Origin of the sequence: Xanthomonas sp. NCPPB 1754 (genome assembly GCF_041475725.2) — a bacterium.
Taxonomy (GTDB): domain Bacteria; phylum Pseudomonadota; class Gammaproteobacteria; order Xanthomonadales; family Xanthomonadaceae; genus Xanthomonas; species Xanthomonas euvesicatoria.
The window spans coordinates 785,115-804,952 of sequence record NZ_CM192982.1; the positions used below are offsets into that span (position 1 = coordinate 785,115).

General features: G+C 65.1%; 16 protein-coding genes. 12 read left to right on the forward strand and 4 right to left on the reverse strand.

Going from position 1 to position 19,838, the window contains the following annotated elements:
• Positions 1–32: 32 nt before the first annotated feature.
• Positions 33–416, reverse strand: coding sequence for a hypothetical protein (locus ACCQ15_RS03430; RefSeq protein WP_241238106.1), 384 nt, complete (start codon positions 414–416; stop codon positions 33–35).
• Positions 417–1,138: 722 nt separating this feature from the next.
• Here ACCQ15_RS03430 and ACCQ15_RS03435 point away from each other — a divergent pair.
• The 4 genes from ACCQ15_RS03435 (at position 1,139) to ACCQ15_RS03450 (ending at position 7,092) form a co-directional block, all read left to right on the forward strand.
• Positions 1,139–2,533, forward strand: a complete 1,395-nt coding sequence (locus tag ACCQ15_RS03435; RefSeq protein ID WP_209261663.1) for a glycoside hydrolase family 28 protein — start codon at positions 1,139–1,141, stop codon at positions 2,531–2,533.
• A gap of 355 nt (positions 2,534–2,888) precedes the next feature.
• The gene (gene mltB, locus ACCQ15_RS03440; RefSeq protein WP_372381222.1) at positions 2,889–4,037 is read left to right on the forward strand and encodes a lytic murein transglycosylase B; all 1,149 of its coding nucleotides are present in this window, start codon (positions 2,889–2,891) and stop codon (positions 4,035–4,037) included.
• Positions 4,034–5,446, forward strand: a complete 1,413-nt coding sequence (locus ACCQ15_RS03445; protein ID WP_277574367.1) for a septal ring lytic transglycosylase RlpA family protein — start codon at positions 4,034–4,036, stop codon at positions 5,444–5,446. Before mltB ends, ACCQ15_RS03445 begins: the two co-directional genes overlap by 4 nt.
• 440 nt (positions 5,447–5,886) lie before the next feature.
• Positions 5,887–7,092, forward strand: coding sequence for a D-alanyl-D-alanine carboxypeptidase family protein (locus ACCQ15_RS03450; RefSeq protein ID WP_003482723.1), 1,206 nt, complete (start codon positions 5,887–5,889; stop codon positions 7,090–7,092).
• A 166-nt stretch (positions 7,093–7,258) separates the two neighbouring features.
• On the opposite strand, the gene ACCQ15_RS03455 is transcribed toward ACCQ15_RS03450, so the two are convergent.
• Positions 7,259–8,320, reverse strand: coding sequence for a lipid A deacylase LpxR family protein (locus ACCQ15_RS03455; protein WP_011346341.1), 1,062 nt, complete (start codon positions 8,318–8,320; stop codon positions 7,259–7,261).
• Positions 8,321–8,627: 307 nt separating this feature from the next.
• Here ACCQ15_RS03455 and ACCQ15_RS03460 point away from each other — a divergent pair, with 307 nt between their 5' ends.
• From ACCQ15_RS03460 to ACCQ15_RS03480, 5 genes are all read left to right on the forward strand, one after another.
• Entirely contained in the window at positions 8,628–9,611 is a 984-nt protein-coding gene (locus tag ACCQ15_RS03460; protein WP_014089329.1) for a CsgG/HfaB family protein, read from the forward strand.
• 126 nt (positions 9,612–9,737) lie between these two features.
• Positions 9,738–10,016: a YbeD family protein gene (locus ACCQ15_RS03465; RefSeq protein WP_008577897.1), complete on the forward strand. Its 279-nt coding sequence runs from the start codon at positions 9,738–9,740 to the stop codon at positions 10,014–10,016.
• On the forward strand, positions 10,004–10,702 hold the full coding sequence (gene lipB, locus ACCQ15_RS03470) for a lipoyl(octanoyl) transferase LipB (RefSeq protein WP_218556712.1): 699 nt from the start codon (positions 10,004–10,006) through the stop codon (positions 10,700–10,702). Before ACCQ15_RS03465 ends, lipB begins: the two co-directional genes overlap by 13 nt.
• A gap of 15 nt (positions 10,703–10,717) precedes the next feature.
• On the forward strand, positions 10,718–11,731 hold the full coding sequence (lipA, locus tag ACCQ15_RS03475) for a lipoyl synthase (RefSeq protein WP_218211122.1): 1,014 nt from the start codon (positions 10,718–10,720) through the stop codon (positions 11,729–11,731).
• A gap of 399 nt (positions 11,732–12,130) precedes the next feature.
• Complete coding sequence (locus tag ACCQ15_RS03480) at positions 12,131–14,290, forward strand: tail-specific protease (protein ID WP_029818618.1); 2,160 nt, start codon at positions 12,131–12,133, stop codon at positions 14,288–14,290.
• A gap of 50 nt (positions 14,291–14,340) precedes the next feature.
• Here the strand turns inward: ACCQ15_RS03480 and ACCQ15_RS03485 are convergent, their stop codons facing one another.
• Entirely contained in the window at positions 14,341–15,126 is a 786-nt protein-coding gene (locus ACCQ15_RS03485) for a sulfite exporter TauE/SafE family protein (RefSeq protein ID WP_372381223.1), read from the reverse strand.
• 87 nt (positions 15,127–15,213) lie between these two features.
• Here ACCQ15_RS03485 and ACCQ15_RS03490 point away from each other — a divergent pair, with 87 nt between their 5' ends.
• Positions 15,214–16,119, forward strand: coding sequence for a LysR substrate-binding domain-containing protein (locus ACCQ15_RS03490; RefSeq protein WP_042774056.1), 906 nt, complete (start codon positions 15,214–15,216; stop codon positions 16,117–16,119).
• A gap of 89 nt (positions 16,120–16,208) precedes the next feature.
• Here the strand turns inward: ACCQ15_RS03490 and ACCQ15_RS03495 are convergent, their stop codons facing one another.
• Complete coding sequence (locus ACCQ15_RS03495; RefSeq protein ID WP_122273587.1) at positions 16,209–17,072, reverse strand: endonuclease/exonuclease/phosphatase family protein; 864 nt, start codon at positions 17,070–17,072, stop codon at positions 16,209–16,211.
• 182 nt (positions 17,073–17,254) lie between these two features.
• On the opposite strand from ACCQ15_RS03495, the gene ACCQ15_RS03500 reads away from it, so the two are divergent.
• Positions 17,255–18,310 (forward strand): bifunctional nicotinamide-nucleotide adenylyltransferase/Nudix hydroxylase, encoded by a 1,056-nt coding sequence (locus ACCQ15_RS03500; protein ID WP_008577907.1) that lies wholly within the window; start codon positions 17,255–17,257, stop codon positions 18,308–18,310.
• Positions 18,311–18,432: 122 nt separating this feature from the next.
• On the forward strand, positions 18,433–19,836 hold the full coding sequence (locus ACCQ15_RS03505; protein ID WP_014089334.1) for a nicotinate phosphoribosyltransferase: 1,404 nt from the start codon (positions 18,433–18,435) through the stop codon (positions 19,834–19,836).
• The last annotated feature ends 2 nt before the right edge of the window (positions 19,837–19,838 follow it).

Here is a 19,838-nt window from a genome sequence, read left to right on the forward strand (position 1 = left end):
GCCGCGCGTGTCAGTGGCTGAGCGTTGCAGCCTTATTGGGAAACCCGGATGCTGCCGTTAACGTCGATAAAGACCTGAAACACGTTGCCGACTGTGAAAGTCGGCTGGTTCAGGGTTCGCAGCGCAGTGCCGAGTCTGCAGTCGGTCGTGCTGAATCCACCTACTTGAAATGTGGAGCCGACAAGAACCGAGGCAAGGGTTGTGGTCCTGCCGTTCGAAGGTACCGGGGTGCAGCTCCATCCGCTGCGAACTTTGACGTTCTGTACGAAAATTGCTTTTACGCCGGGGTTTTTATTTGTCGCAAAAATGGGAACGGCCTGCTGCGCGCTGGCCGTCGTGGCGACTCCCGCTGCCAATGCGAGCAAGGCACAGCATGCGGCTTTCCTGAAATCACGAGCGTTCGAATACATGGTCATTTAAATTTGATTTCGGTTGGAGGAGGGCAGCCTGTTGCAGGCTGCGGGGGGTATTGCGAGTGGCGCATTTAATTGTTGCCTGAGCGTCGCGCATTTTGTCTATGGTGAAGTTAATGGATAATATGGAATTGCGGAGAAAGTCACGAAAGTGTGTGGGTCGGATATGGATGTATATGACTGGGATTTTTATCTAATATAATTCGATTAAATGGAGTGGTGGGCCGGGGTATTATTTGCCACTGAAAACTATGTGAATTAAATTCACTGGCACCTTTGGATAAACTGGTCAAGCCGGCCGCGTGTGGTGACTGGAATGAAGGCTCAACGAGACCCATGCCATCGCGCGTGCAAGGCACCTAAGAGCGCAGTCCTGTGCAGCACCAGCGCAGATGATCGTCGGCCGCTCGCCGCCGGGCAGATGCAGTGCATCGCCATGGCTGCTTCAGTCGGCATCGACGGCGATGGCAGTCGGCGCTCAGACGGAGGATCGCCACTCTGCTGAGGGCTCTTGATCCGGCGACCTTGAAGTCGCGTCGGCGTCTGGAGTTTTGCGGGAGCCTGTAAAAACCGGCTCCCTGGGCGACTGGTTCGGTGCCACGGTGGCCGATTCGCAATCGCTGCCGCCAGCTGCGCCGGGCGCTTGTAGAGTCCGCACGCTGGCGCCACTGCGTCGATCGCGACGTGCAGGCGACACATTCCTTCGCATTCGAGTGATCTCCCCGATGAAACTGCTCGCCACTGCCATCGGCGGTGCCTGTCTGGCGCTGGCCGGTCATGCCGCCGCCATCGATTTCGCCACTGGCGATTCCCGTCCGCTGTCCGAGCCGGTCGTTCCGGCCACCTGCAAGCTGCTGCGTGCCGGCCGGACCGCCAGCGATCGCCAATTCGACCCGGCATTGGAAAGCGCGCCGCCCGATACCCAGGCCATCCAGGCCGCGCTGACCGATTGCGCCAGCAAGCACGGTAGCGTGCTGTTGACCACCGGCAGCGGCGACGCCTTCCTGACTGGCCCGTTGTCGATCCCCGCTGGCGTGACACTGGTCGTCGATCAAGGCGTCACCGTGTACGGCTCGCGCAACCCGGCCGACTACGGCAACGGTTGCGGCACGGCAGGCGCCAGAAGCGGAGGCTGCCAGCCGTTGATCGCCATCAAGGGCGCTCGATCCGGCGTGATGGGGGTGCGCCGCAATGGCCACCAGGGCACCATCGATGGCCGCGGCGATCTGCCCATGCTGGGCAAGACCACCACCTGGTGGGAGTTCGGCGAGGCCGCCAAAGGCGCAGGCCAGGTGCAGAACAGCCCGGACCTGGTCAAGTTGCAGAACGCCAGCGCTTTCACGCTCTACGACATCAACCTGGTCAATGCACCGTACTTCCATTTCTTTGCGCATATCGTCGACGGCCTGACCATTTGGGGCGTGCGCGTGAAGTCGCCGGCCACCAGTCCCAATACCGACGCGCTGGACCTGGACAGTGTGCTCAATGCCACCATCCAGGACAGCGACGTGATGAGCGGCGATGATGGCGTGGCGATCAAGACCATTGCGTCCAGGTCGGCCAACATCAGCGTGCTGAATTCGCGCTTCTATGGCACCCACGGCATCTCGATCGGTAGCGAATTGATGTCCGGTGTCAGCAACGTGCTGGTCGACAACAACGTCATCGTATCCACCGATGCCAACGGCAATCGCAGCACCGACAACAATGGCCTGCGCATCAAGACCAGCCTGGCCAAGGCAGGGGCGGTCGACCTGGTGACCTACCGCAACACCTGCCTGTACGGAGTGAGCAACCCGCTGGTGATCAATCCGTTCTACGGCAGCGCCCGCGGCGGCAACGTCCCGACCTTTCGCAGGATCGTGGTCGATGGCTTGCGCAGCGTCGACGGGCGCGGCGGCAAGGGATGGGTCCTGCAGGGCGCCGATGCGAGCGCTCCGCTCGATCTGGTGCTGGCGAACGTGGCGTCCGACAACCTCGGCAATACCACCGGCAATGCGCGGATCGGTCTGAGCAATAGCGCGTTGACGCCGAGCGGCAGCAACGTGGTGACCACCGCAGTCCAGCTCGACGGTGCGGTGCCTACCTGCCCGGGCGCTTCACAGTTTCCAGATCTATAAGCGGTGCGGCGCGACCTTCGCCGGTCGTGTCGCTGACGAGCGCTCCTGCGCAGCAGCGCAGGCCGGTTGCGAGAAGGCAGCCTATGCTCCGGAGAAGGGTGCAGACGCCAGGCTTGGCCCGGCAGATCGGCAGGGCCACGCGACGATAGCGGCCTCATCCATTTGCGCGAGGCCGCGGTAATGCGACCTCCGCCAGCCGCAGGCCTTGGGAGCGCCTTCAGCGCCCGCCGCAGATCACTGGCCGGTTCGCTCTGGCGGAGGCGGCATGCTGCGGAGAGCCTTGACATTGGCCAAAGTTCTTCGTTTTCATGGCCTTATTGCCAGAAGTTCATCTGATGTCTGTTACCCTCGGCCGATGATTCGACGCACCCTGACCTGCCTGCTCACCCTCGGCCTTGTCGCCTGCGCGACCCAGCCCAGTCCTCCGTCGCCGCCACCGGCTGCCAGCGCGCCGCCGGCCAAGCCGCCGCTTGCGCCATCGGCATCAGCACCGCCGGCCAGCGCCGCCGCCGAGGCGCCCGCGCTTCCGCCAGTCGACCTGACTCCGGTGCCGTTCGAGATCGCCCGCGCCAACTTCGTGCGCGACACCTCGGCCAGGTACGGCATCGATGCCGCGCAGATCGAAGCGGTGCTGGCGCAGGCGCAATTCAAGGACGCCATTGTCACTGCGATGTCGCGCCCGGCCGAACGGGTCAAGCCGTGGAACGAATACCGGCCGATGTTCATCACCCAGGCGCGCATCGATGGCGGCCGCAAGTTTCTCGCCGAACATCGCGCCGAGCTGAGCAAGGTCGAAGCCGCCACCGGTGTGCCCGCGCAGGTGATCGTGGCCATCATCGGGGTGGAAACCAGCTACGGCAGCAACGCCGGCAAATACCGCGTGCTGGACGCGCTGTACACGCTGGCGTTCCGCTATCCGCGCAGCGGCGACCCGGCCAAGCTCGAACGCGAAGTGCGCCGCGAACTGTTTTTCCGCGACGAACTCGCCCAGTTGTTCGCGCTCGGCAAGGAAGAGCAACTCGACGTCAGCACCCTGATCGGCAGCTATGCCGGCGCAATGGGCATGGGCCAGTTCATGCCGTCCAGCTATCGCCAGTTCGGCGTGGATGGCGATGCCGACGGCAAGCGTAATCTGTTCACCGACTACAACGACGTATTCGCCTCGATCGCCAATTACTTCGTCAAGAAGGGCGGCTGGGTGCGTGGCTGGCAGGTCGCGGTACCGGCCACGCTGGCCGCCGGGCACGAAGAATTCAATCCCACCGACTGGTCGCCGGTGTACACGCTGTCCGACCTGTCGGCGCGCGGCTATCACCCGAGCGCACCGGTGGTGGCCGGCAGCACCGCCACCCCGATCAGCCTGGACGACGCCAACGGCAAGCAGTACTGGCTGGGCTTCCAGAACTTTTACGCGATCACCCGCTACAACATTTCCAAGATGTATGCGATGGCCGTGTTCCAGCTGTCCGAGGCCATCGCCGGCAAGGAGTTACCCCCGGCATGAACAACATTGCAGGCCCCAAGTGGCTGATCCCGATGGCGCTGATGCTCGGCCTGGCGGCCTGTAGCAGCGCACCGAAGAAGACCGCCGGCGGCACCGGCAGCGGCGCGATCAAGGGTGTGAAGGTCGAAGGCAAGGGCCCGGCGTATGTCGCCACCGGTTGCCCGTCCACCTCGCCGTATGCGCCCGCCAAGGAAGATCCGTCCACGCGCGGCGACTACACCGCCGGCGGCTTGTACAAGCCCGGCGTGAAAGACTCCACGCCCGATCATGTGCCCAATGTGGCCTGCATCCCCGAGCCGCTGGTGACCAACGAGCCGCGCTCGGCGGTGGGCAATCGTTCGCCGTACGAAGTGCTGGGCAAGCGCTATGTAGTGATGGACAACCCCGGCGACTATGTCGAACGCGGCACCGCCTCGTACTACGGCAACAAGTTCCATGGCCGGCTGACCTCCAACAAGGAGGTGTACGACATGTACGCCTTCACCGCCGCGCACAAGACCTTGCCGCTGCCCAGCTTTGCGCTGGTGACCAACACCGACACCGGCCAGTCGGTGGTGGTGCGCGTCAACGACCGCGGCCCCTTCCACGACGGCCGGGTGATCGATCTGAGCTACGCCGCGGCGGTGAAGTTGGGCATCACCGGCAAGGGCACCGGCAATGTCGAAGTCCGCGGCCTGACCGAAGCCGACAACGGCAATCTGCTCGCCAAGCGCCGCAGTGGCCAGACACCGGTGAATACCGCCGTTGCCGCGGCGCGGCCGGCTGCCGGCGCCAGCCAGATCGATGGCCTGGTGCAGCGCTTGCCCACCCGCACCGTGCCGCCGCGTGCGGTCGCCACCGGTACCGCCACCGCGGTTGCCACAACTGCCGCTGCACCCACTGCCGGTGCACCGGTCACTGCGGCCGGCGAGCGTTGGCGCTACCGCGTCGCCGATTCGCGCCAACCCGGCAATGCCGACAACTTCGATGCCTGGATGAAGGCGCAGGGCGTGCGTGTGGCCACCGGCAAGCCGGCTGCTGCGGCCCCGCGACCGGCCCCGTCAGCGTCCGCCGCCGTGCCCGCCGCGGCGCCGCCAGTGGCGGTTGCGGCGGTCAAGCCGTCCGAAAGCACTGCCTCGCGCCCGCTCAAGGCCGACCCAGCGCCCGCCAAGGCGCCCAGCGTGGCCGAAGCTGCGCTCGGCGACATCCTGCTGCAGGTCGCCAGTTTCGCCAGCCGCGAAAACGCCAATCGCGCACTGTCGCAACTGGCTTCGGCGGGGATTGCCGGCGCCAGCGTCAGCGACATCGTCAGTGGCGGGCGCACGCTGTGGCGGCTACGCGTGAATGCACGCGACCATGCAAATGCGTCGGAGATTGCCCAGCGCATTGCCGGCCTCGGGTTCGGTCGCCCGCAGATCGTGGCCAATTAACGCGGCTGGGTGGGCCACTGCGACGCCGATCGAGCGTGAGCGCATCCGTCGCTTGCGCGCTGGCTGCAGTGGCGTTATCGGGAACGGCTGAGCCCACCCGGTCAGCGGGTAAACATTGTGCATCTGCATTGCGCATCTGCAAGGGATGCGAACAAGGTCGGCTTCGATATGCACGTCGCGCACGTCGGAGCCTCGCATCGTCTGCCTCCAGCTCACGCCTGCGCACCGGCGTCGCCCGTCGAATGCGCTGCAAGCAATGCCGCACGTGCGCGTGTCGCCGCATTCGGCAGTTCGCCTCGGGCACCGCAAGCGTCCGTGCGCCTGGCTGCCATCGCTGAACTGCGCAAGCGCACGCATCGCGCAACGCGTCGCCCTGATCGCCGCGGCGCCTTACAATTTCGCATTGCCCGGCTTTCGGGCCCGTCAGGAGTCGTTCTTCAATGAAATTCCGCTTCGCCGCCGCTGCCGTGGCCACGTTCGCCTTCGGCCTGGTCTGCGCCCAGACACCTGCGCCGCAGCCGACTCCTGCCGTGGCTGCCGCCCCGGCCGCCTTGCCGGTGCCGCCGGCGCCCGCACCGGCCGTGTCCAAGTCCTGGATCCTGATGGACTACGCCACCGGGCAGGTGCTGGCCGGTGAAAACATCCACCAGCAGCTGGCGCCGGCCAGCATCACCAAGGTGATGACCTCCTACGTGGTCGCCGCCGAGATCAAGAACGGCAAGGTCAAGCGCGACGACCAGGTCATGATGAGCGAACGCGCCTGGCGCGAAGGCGGCGCGGGCACCGACGGCAGCTACAGCGGCTTCCCGGTCAACCAGACGGCGCGTCTGGAAGACATGGAAAAGGGCATGGCGATCCAGTCCGGCAACGATGCCGCCATCGCGCTGGCCGAGCACGTGGCCGGCAGCGAAGAAGCCTTCGCCTCGCTGATGAACAGCTACGCCGCCAAGATCGGCATGAAGGATTCGTACTTCGTCAACGCGCACGGGCTGAGCGCCGAAGGGCATCACTCCACCGCCTACGACCTGGCCCTGCTGGGCCGCGCGATGGTGCGCGATTACCCGGAGACCTACGCCTACAACAAGATCAAGGAATTCCAGGTCGGCACCATCAAGCAGAGCAACCGTAACCGGCTGCTGTGGCGCGACCCGGCGGTGGACGGCATCAAGACCGGCCACACCTCCGAAGCCGGCTACTGCCTGCTGAGCTCGGCCAAGCGCGGCGATCAGCGCCTGATCGCGGTGGTGATGGGCGACAGCTCCGAAGAACAGCGCGCCACCGATAGCCTGGCGCTGCTCAACTGGGGCTTCCGCTTCTTCGAAACCCACAGCCTGTATGCGCCCGGCAAGGTCGTCACCAAGCAGAAGGTCTGGAAGGGTCAGCAGGATGAAGTGCAGCTCGGCGTGGCACAGCCGTTGCTGGTCAGCCTGCAGCGTGGCCGCTACAACGACCTCAAGCCCAGCATGGAAGTGCCCAAGAACCTGCAGGCACCGATCAAGCAGGGGCAGCAGGTTGGCACCGTGAAGGTCAGCCTGGACGGCAAGGTCATCGCCCAGGCCCCGCTGGTCGCCATCAACGCCGTCGAAGAGGGCGGATTCTTCAAGCGCCTCTGGGATGCGTTCTGGATGTGGTGGGAATCGGAGTGATCCAAACAAAAAAGCCGGCGTTTGCCGGCTTTTTTGTTTGCGGGATTGGGGATTGGGGATTCGAAAAAGCGAGGGCAGCGGCGAAGCCCCGCGCTGCTCTTCCAAATCCCGCTGGCCCGCTCTTGCGAATCCCCAATCCCCAATCCCCAATCCCGAATCCCAGCCGTCAAAGCATCCGGCTAATCGTAAAACTGCCATACACCGGCGTTTCGCGCTGGGTGTCGAATTCGCGGGTACGGTGGTAGCGGGCGAGGGCGAATTTCCAGCGGCCGTACATCACTGCCAGGCCGTAGCCCACATCGCCGACGAACGGGCGCTTGTCCACGCTGTGGCTGTTGCGGAAGGTGTTGCCGTCCAGGGTGATGTCGCGGATCACCCAGCGCGCGTCGGTGGTGACGAACAGGTGGCCGGACCAGCCGCTGGCGCGCCCGAGCCGGCTGGGGGCGGTGTTTTCGCCCGCGGGGCGAGTCGGGGTGCTGCCGAAGTCGTCCGGCAGCTTCCAGCCGAAGCGCGCCTCGCCGCCTGCATTCAAGTGCGTGGCCATGTTGCCGACCGCGCCGCCCCAATGCGAAATGAAATCCCAGCCGAACCCACCGGCATTGCCGCTGGCATCGGCCGGCCAGCGATGCATGCGCTCGTGCACCAGGTTGATCAGCGGTTCGTTGTGCAGCTGGTTGTCCCAGCCCTGGAATTTCTCGTCCCCGAGCGCATCGTGGATCGCATCCTGCGCTTCCTTCGCAAGCGCCCACGGGCCGACAACGCCGACCTGCAACTGCGTGGTGCGCAGGTGCGCATCGTTACGCGCGTTGTAGCCGAAGCTCGCCAGCAGGATGCCGGCATAGGGGCGGTCGTCCGGGATGACGTCGCGGCGGGTGTAATCGGTCGGGGTGAAGATCGCCTGGCCGATGGAGAACACCATGTTCTGCTGGTCGAATTCGCCCGGGTGCAGCCGCTCCAGATAGCTGTTGACCCACCGCGCAGTCCGCGGCAGGCACGGATCGTCGGTGTAATCGACCAGGTTCGGCGACACCAATGTCAGTACCGCGCCGTTGGAATACCCCTGGTCCTGATCCTCGCCGCCGAACAAGTCGTTATCGACACGGAAGTTCACCGCAGGCGGCGTGCGCCCAAGACGGCTGGAATCGCACTGATCCGCCGCCAGGGCCGGCAACGACAGCCCGGAAAGAGAAAGCAGCAAGGCAGCAGACAACGCGTGCGGTCGGAGCATGGAGGACCTGGGGAGGAGAGCTGGAATCGGAAAAATGCCTGCGTCTTCTGTTGCGCCGTGTGAACGCGCGCGTCATTTGCCGCGGCTAAAGCGAGCTGTAGCAGCCGTCGAACACAGCCGTGTGCGATGTCTGTGTGGCAGTGACAGCCCTAGGCAGCAGGCAAGCGCTGCTGCCATGAAAAGCTGGCGCCGATAGCATATGATCCGCCGCGGGGAACCAGCCCCAAGGAACGGCGGCCTTTGCAGGCCAATTCATTACCAACGGATCGCGTTTGCCAACGGCAGCGCAGGTGTTTAGGGGAGTAACATGAGCAAGACGATTTCTGTGGGCGCAGCGCTGCTGTCCAGCGTGCTGGGTATTGCATTGGCCAGCGTTAGCGCGCCGGCGTCGGCCGGGTTCAAGGACGCCTTCAAGGGCTCCGCGCAAGATCAGCGCAAGGAGGGTGTGGCGCAGATCCCGACCTGCACCAAGTCGCTGGGTAGCCTGTCGGTCATCGAGCCGGAAGACGCGGTCAACTGGTGGTCGGGCCAGCAGCTGCCGGCGCCTTCCAAGTTGATCAAGGTGTTCGTCAACAAGTCACGCTGCTTCACCCTGGTGGATCGCGGCGCCGGCATGGCGGCCTCGCAGCGCGAGCGCGATATGGCGGCCAATGGCGATCTGCGTGCCCGGTCCAACATGGGCAAGGGCCAGATCCGCGCGGCCGATTATGTGATGACGCCGGACCTCATTTCGCAGAACCACAATGCCGGCGGCAGCGCCATTGCCGGCATGTTGGGCGGCCTGGTGGGCGGCAATGCCGGCAACCTGGTCGGAGGCCTGAACCTCAGCAAGAAGACCGCTGACGTGGTGCTGACCATCACCGATGTGCGTTCTTCCGAACAGGTCGCCATGGCTGAAGGTAACGCCAAGAAGACCGATTTGGGCTGGGGCGCGCGTGGCAACGTCTTCAGCGGCGGCGACTACGGCGCGGCCGGTGCGGGCGGTTACGCCAATACCGAGATCGGCCAGGTGATCACGCTGGCATATCTGCAGGCCTACACCGACATCGTCAGCCAGCTCGGCGGGCTGTCCGGCAATGCGGCGGCATCGAACACGCAGCAGGCGGTCACGGTCACGCGTGCAGGGCGTCTGCTGGCCAATGCCAAGGGCACGGGTGCGGCCGTGCGCACGCTGGAGCCAGGCATGATGCTCTACCCCACCGGGACCAAGGAAGGCGTCATGTGGGAAGTCGAGGACGAGATGGGCAACCGTGGCTGGGTCTCCTCGGCCATGTTGGAACTGTCCAAGTAAGCCGCGGATGCAATCGGCGCCAGGCGTGACGGCGCTGGCGTAACGCAGCGGGGCCGCGCGGCTCCGCTGTCCCATTCCGCGCGGGGCGGGCTTGGGTTTGCCCATCGTCGGCCCGATAATGGGCGGATGGATATCAGCACCGACAACCCCGATCACGGTTTTCAGTTTCCCGGCACCTTCGAGCTCAGCGCCATGGGCACGGCCGAGCGCGGACTGGAAACCGAGCTTCCGCGCCTGCTTGCTGCCACCGGCGTGGAGCTGCTGCAGGAGAGCGTGAGCTGGAAGCATTCTTCCAGCGGAAAGTATGTCTCGGTCAAGATTGGCTTCCGTGCCGAAAGCCGCGAGCAGTTCGAGGCCGCACATCAGGCGCTGCGCGATCATCCGGAAGTGAAGTGGACGCTGTAGCGGCCGAGCCCGTGAGCAGCTCTACGGCTGGCCTGCCTGCGCAATTACGCGACCTCGGCCAGCAGAATTACGCGCCTGTGTGGCGTGCAATGCAGCGTTTCACCGATGCGCGTGGCGAACACACGGCCGATGAGGTCTGGGTGGTCGAGCATGCGCCGGTGTTTACGTTGGGCCAGGCCGGCAAACCCGAGCATGTGCTGGCCCCGGGCGAGATTCCGGTGCTGCAGGTCGATCGCGGCGGGCAGGTCACCTATCACGGCCCGGGCCAATTGGTCGTTTACCCGTTGCTGGATCTGCGCCGGCTGAAGATCGGTGTGCGCGATTACGTGTGCAAGATCGAGCAGGCGCTGATCGATACGCTGGATGAGTGGAACATCGTGGCCGAGCGCCGCGACGGTGCTCCTGGTGTGTACGTGGGCGGGGCCAAGATCGCCGCGCTCGGGATTCGCGTGCGGCGTGGCTGCACCTTCCACGGGTTGTCGTTCAACGTGGCGATGGACCTGGAACCGTTCCACCGCATCAACCCGTGTGGCTACCAGGGTCTGCAGGTGACCTCGGTGCTAGACTTGGGCGGCCCCTCCGGGATGGACGCCGTCAAGGCGGTGCTGCTCGACCAGCTGGCGCGCCAGTTCGGCCTCGTGCTGCAGCCCACTTCCGCATTGCCCGACCTTTCGCTTCCGGCCTGAGCGCCCCGTATCGTCATGACCCAGCCTATCGCCCGTTCCATTCCCTTGCAGGTCGTCTCAGGCGACACCGCCGCGCCTGCGCCGCTGCAGACCGGCGTCAAGCAGATCGGTGGCGACAAGATCAACCGCTCGCCGGTGCAGTTCGTCGATGCGCCGGTGCTGCGCAAGCCGTCGTGGATCCGGGTGCGGATTCCCTCCGGCAATGCGGTACAGAACCTCAAGGCCAAGCTGCGCGAAAACCGCCTGGTCACGGTGTGCGAAGAAGCCAGCTGCCCGAACATCCACGAATGCTTCAGCCACGGCACCGCGACCTTCATGATCCTGGGCGAGGTCTGCACGCGGCGCTGCTCGTTCTGCGACGTGGCGCATGGCCGGCCCAAGCCGCCCGACGCGAGCGAGCCGGCCAGCCTGGCCGCCACCGTTGCTGACATGGGCCTGAAGTACGTGGTGGTAACCAGCGTGGACCGCGACGACCTGCGCGACGGTGGCGCGCAGCATTTCGTCGACTGCATTGCGGCGATCCGGGCCAGTTCGCCCAACACGCGTATCGAAATCCTGACCCCGGATTTCCGCGGCAAGGGTCGCATGGACCGCGCGCTGGAGATCCTGGCGCTGAGCCCGCCGGACGTGTTCAACCACAATATCGAAACCGTGCCGGACCTGTACCCGAACGTGCGCCCCGGCGCGGACTACCAATGGTCGCTGACGCTGTTGCAGCGCTTCAAGGCGCAGCATCCGTCCATCGCCACCAAGTCCGGCATCATGCTGGGCCTGGGCGAAACGATGGAGCAGGTGCAGGCCACGCTACGCGACCTGCGCGCGCACGATGTGGACATGATCACCATCGGCCAGTATCTGCAGCCCACGCCGCATCATCATCCGGTGATGCGTTACTGGACGCCGGAGGAATACAAGGCGCTGGAAGACTACGGCAATGCGCTGGGCTTCAGTCATGTCGCCTCCGGCCCGATGGTGCGTTCTTCGTACCACGCCGATCGGCAGGCTGCAGGCGCTGGCGTCGCCGCCTGAGTCGGTAACAGGCAATCGGGCGACTGCCGCTGCCCGTGTGCGATCGATGTCTGAACCAGCCCCGCGGTGCGGGTGCGTCGATGCAGGCCGGTCCTGCGTGTTGTCGGTAGGCCACTGATCGACCAGTGGCGACGCGCTACGGCCGGCCATATCGCGATGCCAATCAACCACAGCCCCGTGCATCGCGCGGGGCTGTGTCGTCTCTGGCCCATGCGGCGCGCAGCCGCAAGGTACGGTCTCGTTCACAATCCGCTACAGGCCCGGCGCTAGGCTGATTCAGCCAGCGGATGACAACGCCAGCAACTTTCGGCACTGTCATGCTGTCTGATCCGTTCACCGCCCTTCTTTCGTCGGCCTCGTGCCGAGAGCCATTCGATGACCTACAACGTTTCTTCGTGCATGAAGGCCGGCCTGCTGGCGCTGGTGTTGACCACTCCGATGGCCTTGCTTGCGCGCGCCGATACTGCGCTGCCCGCCGCTGCCACGCCCGACCAGGCGACGGCCACCAAACTCGTCTACGGCCTGCTCTCCGACAGCCGCTATGCCTACCGGCCGCGCACGCTGGACGAGGCGATGTCCAAGGACGTGTTCAAGCGCTACCTGGAAACGCTGGATGGCGGCAAACAGTTCTTCACCCAGGCCGATATCGACAGCTTCGCGCCGCTCCAGGCCGGCGTGGGCGACGCGTTGCGCGGCGGCAACCTGGAGCCGGCGTTCCAGGTGTTCTCGGTCTACAAGAAGCGCGTCGATCAACGGGTCAAGTACGCGCGCGACCTGCTCAAGCAGGACTTCGATTTCAGCGGGAACGACAAGTTCGAGTACGACCGCAAGGACGTGCCGTGGGCTGCAGACGACAAGCAGTTGGACGTGCTGTGGCGCCAGTCGGTGATGAACGATTGGCTGCGCCTGAAACTGGCCGGCAAGAAGCCCGACGACATTCGCAAGACGCTGGACAAGCGGTATGTGGCACTGGCCGATTCGGTCAAGCAGCTCAAGGGCGAAGACGTGTTCCAGTTCTTCGTCAACGCCTATACCAATGCCGTCGACCCGCATACCGATTACTTCACCCCGCGCACTGCCGAAACGTTCAATCAGCAGATGTCGCTGTCGCTGGAAGGCATTGGCGCGCAGCTGCAGAAGCAGGACGACATGGTGGTGATCCGCGAGGTGATCCCGGGCGGTCCGGCGGCGGTGGATGGCACGCTCAAGCCGGGCGATCGCATCGTTGGCGTTGGGCAGTCCAAGAATGGCGCGATCGAAGATGTGATCGGCTGGCGCATCGATGACGTGGTGGCCAAGATTCGCGGCAGCAAGGATACCCAGGTGCGCCTGGAGTACATCCCGGCCGAGTCGGGCATCGACGGCAAGCACCGCACGGTGACCCTGACCCGTCAGAAGGTGCGTCTGGCCGAGCAGGCTGCCAAGGGCGAAACCATCACCTTGCCGGCCACCGGCAGCGAGCCGCAGCGCCGTATCGGCATTATCAAGCTGCCGGGCTTCTACCAGGATTTCGAAGGCCGTCGCCGCAACGCAACCGACTACGCCTCGGCCACGCGCGACGTCGCCAAGCTGCTGGCCGGCTTCAAGACCGACAAGGTCGATGGCGTGGTGCTCGACTTGCGCAACAACGGCGGTGGGTCGCTCGACGAGGCGATCGAACTGACCGGCTTGTTCATCGAGCAGGGGCCGGTCGTGCAGGTCCGCGAATCCGGCGGCCGCGTCACCGTCAACGGCGACAGCGACCCCAAGGTCGCCTGGGACGGCCCGCTGGCTGTCTTGATCAACCGCGGCTCGGCGTCGGCATCGGAGATCTTTGCCGGTGCCATCCAGGACTACGGGCGTGGTCTGGTGATCGGCGAAACCAGCTTCGGCAAGGGCACCGTGCAGAACATCGTCGACCTGGATCGCTGGCCTGCTGCCGAAGGACAGCGGTATGGGCAGGTCAAGTTGACGATCGCGCAGTTCTTCCGCGTCAGCGGCTCGAGCACCCAGCACAAGGGTGTGGTGCCGGATATCGCCTTCCCGGCCAGCGTGGATGCCACCGAGTTCGGTGAGAGCACCTACGACAATGCATTGCCGTGGACGCGGATCGCCGCTGCGCCGCACACCCAGTACGGCAACTTCGCACCGCTGCTGCCCAAGTTGCAGGCTCTGCACACTGCGCGCATCGCCACCGACAAGGAATTCCAGTGGTGGGAAGAAGACGTCAAGCAGTTCCGCGACGAAAAGGCCAAGAAGTACATTTCGTTGAATGAGGCCGAGCGCGTTGCCGAGCGACAGAAGCAGGATCAGCAACGCAAGGATCGCCAGCAGATTCGCAAGCAACTCGGCCTGCCGCTGGATCCGCTTGCCGAAGACAGCGACGACGGCCTGACCGGTAACGAGCGCGACATCGTCAAGGACACTGCACGCGAAAAGGCCGCCGAAAAGCGTCCGGATCCGCTGCTGCATGAGTCGGCGGCCATCCTGGCCGATGCGCTGGGCTTGCTGTCGCAGGACAAGCCGTTGTCGGCGCAGGTGCTGCCGAAGTCGACCGCACCGGGACGTTGGGCAGACTGAGCCAGACTGCCGATTCAATGCATGGGCGCCACCGCTTGCCGGTGGCGTTTTCATTTGCACAGTAGTGTTGCCGCTGGCAGCGTCTTAGGCGATGGCCTGCCAGCAGGCCAGCAGGCCTGCAGGCCGAGCAGCAGCAAGGTGCCGAAAAATATCCGGCGGAATGCCTCGGGAGAGATGCGGCGTCGCAGCTTCGTACCGGCCCACACTCCCAGCGCGGTGGGCAGCAACGCCAGCAGCGATGGGAGGCCGGCCGAGAGCGGCACGCCACCGTGCCAGACCAGTGCGATGGCCAGCGCAAGCGTTGCCGTACCGAAGCACGCGGCCAGTGCGCGGATCAACACCTCGCGTGGCAGGCCCAGTGCAGAGAGGTACGGCACTACCGGGAGGACCAGCACGCCGGTGGCGCCATTGAGCAGGCCACCGACCAGGCCGATCAGCGGGCTGCTCCAGCGCTCGTGACGTGGCGGCAGGGTCCATTGCCGGCGGGCAAGCCCCAGCAGGGCATAGGCAACCAGCAGGACCCCAAGCGCGCCGCGCAAGTAACGCGGATGACCGCCAATCATCAACCCGGCGCTCAACCAGGTGCCCGCCACTACCATGGCCAGCACCGGCCACAGACGCCGCAACAGCTCGGTCGCAGCTGGCCCCCAGGCCTGTTGCAGATTCGTCGCCAACGAAGGCAGCACCAGCAGCGCGGCGGCCTGGCTGGGCGGCAGCCACAGCCCCAGCAACCCCATTGCCACCGTTGGCAGCCCCATGCCGGCCACGCCTTTGACCGCGCCAGCGAGCAGGAATACCGCGGCAACCATGACCAGCTGCGAGACGTCTTCATTCATGGGGAGCAGCATCGGCGCGGTGGCGGTGCCCGGCAAGCTGTCTTTGTTTGAGGCAGACTTCGGCCACACCGAAGGCTGGAAGTGCAGATGCAGGTGGAATTCACCGACTTGCGGATCTTTGTTGCGGTGGCCGATACCGGCAGCATCACCGCCGGCGCCGACCGCGTGGCGCTGTCGCTGGCGGCCACCAGTGCGCGTATTCGCGCGCTGGAGCTGCAGGTCGGCGCGGCCCTGTTCGAGCGTGGCCGGCGGGGCGTGACGCTCACCGCCGCCGGCCAGGTCCTGCTGCGTCATGCACGGGTGCTGGCACGGCAGGAACAGGCGATGCGCAGCGAGCTTGGCGATTACGGTCTTGGTGGACAGGTCACCCTGCGATTGGCCGCGAACACCGCCGCACTCTCCGAATGGCTGCCCGAGTGCGTCGCGGATTTTCTGCTGGCCCATCCGCGGGTGGACCTGACCCTGGCCGAATGGGGCAGCGAGGAGGCGGCCGATGCCGTGCGCGACGAACGTGCCGACCTGGCCGTGGTGGCCGGGCATGCCGACTTCACCGGCCTGCAACGGCGCCCGTTTCGGCAGGATCGCCTGGTGGTCGCGGTGGCTGCCGGCCATCGGCTTGCCGGCGCCGGCAGCCTGCGCCTGGCCGATATCGCGCCGATGCAGTTGCTGGCGTTATCGGCCGACAACGCCTTGCAGCGCCACCTGCGGACGCATCTGGCCCGTGCCGGCGTGCAGCTGCGCATCCGCGCACGCGTGCCGGGCATCGAAACGCTGTGCCGCATGCTGGCACGCGGCGTGGGTGTGGCCATCGTGCCGCACGCGGCGCTGGCTTGCTCCAGTGTCAGGCAGCAGCTGGCGGCGGTACCGCTGGAGGAAACCTGGGCGCGGCGCGAGCTGTCCATCATCTGGCGCGACGCCCCCTCGGCCACCCTGCAGGCCTTGCTGGAATGGCTACAGGCCAGCGCCGCGAACGCCGGCATTCACCCGGCTTGATCACCGCAGCGCTGCGTGCATCGGCTGGACCGTGTCACCGCCGGCGCGCGCGCCGGCTGCCGGCCGCTGGCTCTTGCGCGCTCTTGTCCTCAGCGTGGCCAGTCGAACTCGGCCATCACCGGGTAATGGTCCGACGGCAGAATGCCACCGGGACGATCGTCCAGGGTCGCGAAGCGGGTAGGACGCAATCCGCGATACAGGATCCAGTCGATGCGCCGAGTCGGGTGCGTGGTGAAGTCCTGGAAGGTGTTTTCCGGCCCGCTGCGCTTGCTGGCCTGTGCACGTGCATCGCGAAGTACCGCGGTCAGCGTGGGGTAGGTGATTTTGTCCGGATCGCTGTTGAAGTCGCCGGTCAGCACCACCGGGACAGTGGCGGGCAACTGCGCGATGCGCGACAGGATCAGGCGCGCGCTGCGCTCGCGGGCGGGCTCGTCCTCATCGCGATACGGAAAGTGCGTGTTGAACAGATAAAAGCGGCGTTTGTCGCTGCGTCGCTCGAACAGCGCCCAGGTGGCCATGCGTGGCAGCACATTGCCCCAGGTAATGCTGCCGGCGCGTTCGGGAGTGTCGGACAGCCAGAAGTTGCCCGACTCCACCACCTTCAGTACACGCGCGTCGTAGAACACGCCCATGTGCTCGTCGCTGTCATCGCCGCGCCGGCCCTGGCCGAACCAGCGGTAGTCGGGCAACTGTTCGGCCAGAAAGGCAGCCTGTTCGCTCACCAGTTCCTGCGTGCCGAACACGTCCGGATGCGTCTGTTTGATCAACGCGACCATGGCAGCGCGACGCACCTGCCAGCGTTTGTCGCCATCGGTATCGGCCGGCACGCGCACGTTGAACGACATGACCCGCAGTGGCGCAGCCGGCGTGACAGCCAGCGCGGGTAAGGCGATACACAACAGTGTACCGATTGCGAGAAGGCGGCGCAGCACCTGCGCGATGGAGCGTGGCATGCAGGGAAATTCCTTGAAGAACAAGAGCGCCGAGTCTAGCCAGAGATGATGACCGCTGCGTCACGGCGACGACCACCGATGCAGAGGCAATTGGCCGCTTGACGCCATCGGGCATCGGCGTAGCATTTGCACCAGGCAGGCGGACAGACCGCCGGCTCACCACTCAACCGTGAGGGATTCTCATGGCAACACCGTACGACTATCTCGTGTTCATCGGGCGTTTCGAGCCCTTTCATAACGGCCACGCCGCCGTCGCCCGCCATGCGCTGGGCAAGGCGAAAAAGCTCATCGTGCTGATCGGCTCGGCCGACACGCCGCGCACCATTCGCAATCCTTGGACCGTCGCCGAACGTGCGGTGATGATCGAATCCGCGTTGCCGGACGAAACTGCGCGGCTGATCGTGCGCCCGCTACGCGACCATCTCTACAACGAAAGCCTGTGGATTGCCGAAGTGCAGCGGCAGGTTGCCGAAGCGGTGCAAGCCGATGGCGGCTCGCTGGATGCGAACATCGGCCTGATCGGCATGGACAAGGATGCCAGCAGTTATTACCTGCGTGAGTTTCCGCAGTGGCCGCTGGAAGATGTGCAACACACCGCAACGCTGTCTGCCACCGAATTGCGCCGCTACCTGTTCGAAGCCGGCGACATCGGTTTTCACGGCGGCCTGTTGATGCTGCGCGGCAATGTGCCGGCGCCCGTCTACGACATGCTGGAAGCGTTCCGGCGCAATTCCCCCAGCTACGCGCAGCTGGTGGCCGAATACCGCTTCATCGAGCAATACCGTGCTGCGTGGAAAGACGCGCCATATCCGCCGACGTTCGTGACCACCGATGCGGTGGTGGTGCATTCGGGCCACGTGCTGCTGGTGCGGCGTCGCGCCGAACCGGGCAAGGGCTTGTGGGCATTGCCCGGCGGTTTCGTCGGCCAGGAGGAAGGACTGCTGGACTGCTGCCTGCGCGAGCTGCGCGAGGAAACCCGGCTCAAGCTGCCGGTGCCGGTGCTCAAGGGCTCGTTGCGTGGCAAGCAGGTCTTCGATCATCCCGAACGCAGTCAGCGCGGACGCACCATTACCCATGCGTTCCATTTCGAGTTTCCGGCCGGCGAGTTGCCTGCGGTGCGCGGCGGCGACGATGCCGACAAGGCGCGCTGGATTCCGATCGCCGAAGTGATGGCGATGGGCCCGCGCCTGTACGAAGACCACCTGCATATTCTTGAATTCTTCCTGGGCCGTGGCTGACGCGCGCAACGACGACGTGCTGCCGCGATACCACCAGGGCCGCACATGCCGTGACCGCTTGAACCGTGACCTCCCGCCGGCGGACAGACCGCCGGTTCATTCGACGCGAAGGAGCTTCCGTCATGCATTACCTCGATAACCTGCTGCTCAACACCGATAGCTACAAGGCCAGCCACTGGCTGCAATATCCGCCCGGCACCGACGCGTCGTTTTTCTATGTCGAATCACGCGGCGGACTTTACGAGCAGACCGTGTTCTTCGGCCTGCAGTCGATCCTGAAGGAAGCGATCAACCGGCCGGTGACGCACGCCGACATCGACGATGCAAAAGCGTTGCTGGCCGCGCATGGCGAGCCGTTCAACGAAGCCGGCTGGCGCGATATCGTCGACCGGCTTGGCGGTCAGTTGCCGATCCGCATCCGCGCGGTGCCCGAGGGCGCGGTGGTGCCAACGCACAACGTGCTGATGACCATCGAGTCCACCGACGCCAAGGCATTCTGGGTGCCGTCGTATCTGGAAACCTTGTTGCTGCGCGTGTGGTACCCGGTGACGGTGGCCACGGTGAGCTGGCAGGTGAAGCAGATCGTGCGCGGCTACCTGGAGCGCACCAGCGACGATCCGGAAGGGCAGTTGCCTTTCAAGCTGCACGATTTTGGCGCGCGTGGCGTGTCCAGTCTTGGCTCGGCCGCGTTGGGCGGTGCCGCGCATCTGGTGAACTTTCTCGGCACCGACACCTTGTCGGCGTTGCTGCTGGCGCGTGCGCATTACCACACGCCGGTGGCCGGGTATTCGATTCCCGCTGCCGAGCACAGCACCATCACCAGCTGGGGCCGCGAGCGCGAGGTGGATGCGTATCGCAACATGCTGAGGCAGTTCGCGCGTCCGGGTTCGATCGTGGCGGTGGTGTCGGACAGCTACGACATCTACCGCGCCATTGCCGAGCATTGGGGTACCACCTTGCGCGAGGAAGTGATCGCCTCCGGCGCAACGGTGGTGATTCGTCCGGATTCGGGCGACCCGGTGGATGTGGTCGAGCAGTGCCTGCTGTTGCTGGACGAGGCGTTCGGCCATCAGGTCAATGGCAAGGGCTACAAGGTGCTCAACCATGTGCGGGTGATCCAGGGCGATGGCATCAATCCCACCTCGCTGCGCGCGATTTTGGAGCGCATCACCGCCGCCGGATACGCCGCCGACAATGTCGCCTTCGGTATGGGCGGTGCGTTGCTGCAGAAGGTGGACCGGGACACGCAGAAGTTTGCGTTGAAGTGCTCGGCGGTGCGCGTGGACGGGCAGTGGGTCGATGTCTACAAGGACCCGATCACCGACCAAGGCAAGCAGAGCAAGCGCGGCCGCCTGACCTTGCTGCGCAACCGCAACGATGGCAGCTACCGCAGCGCCTTGCTCGATGAGATGGACGCCTACCCCGACAGCGAAGACGCGCTGGTGACGGTGTGGGAAAACGGCGTGTCGCAACAGGAGTGGACGCTGGAGCAGGTGCGCGCGCGTGCCAACGCCGCACGTCGCTGACG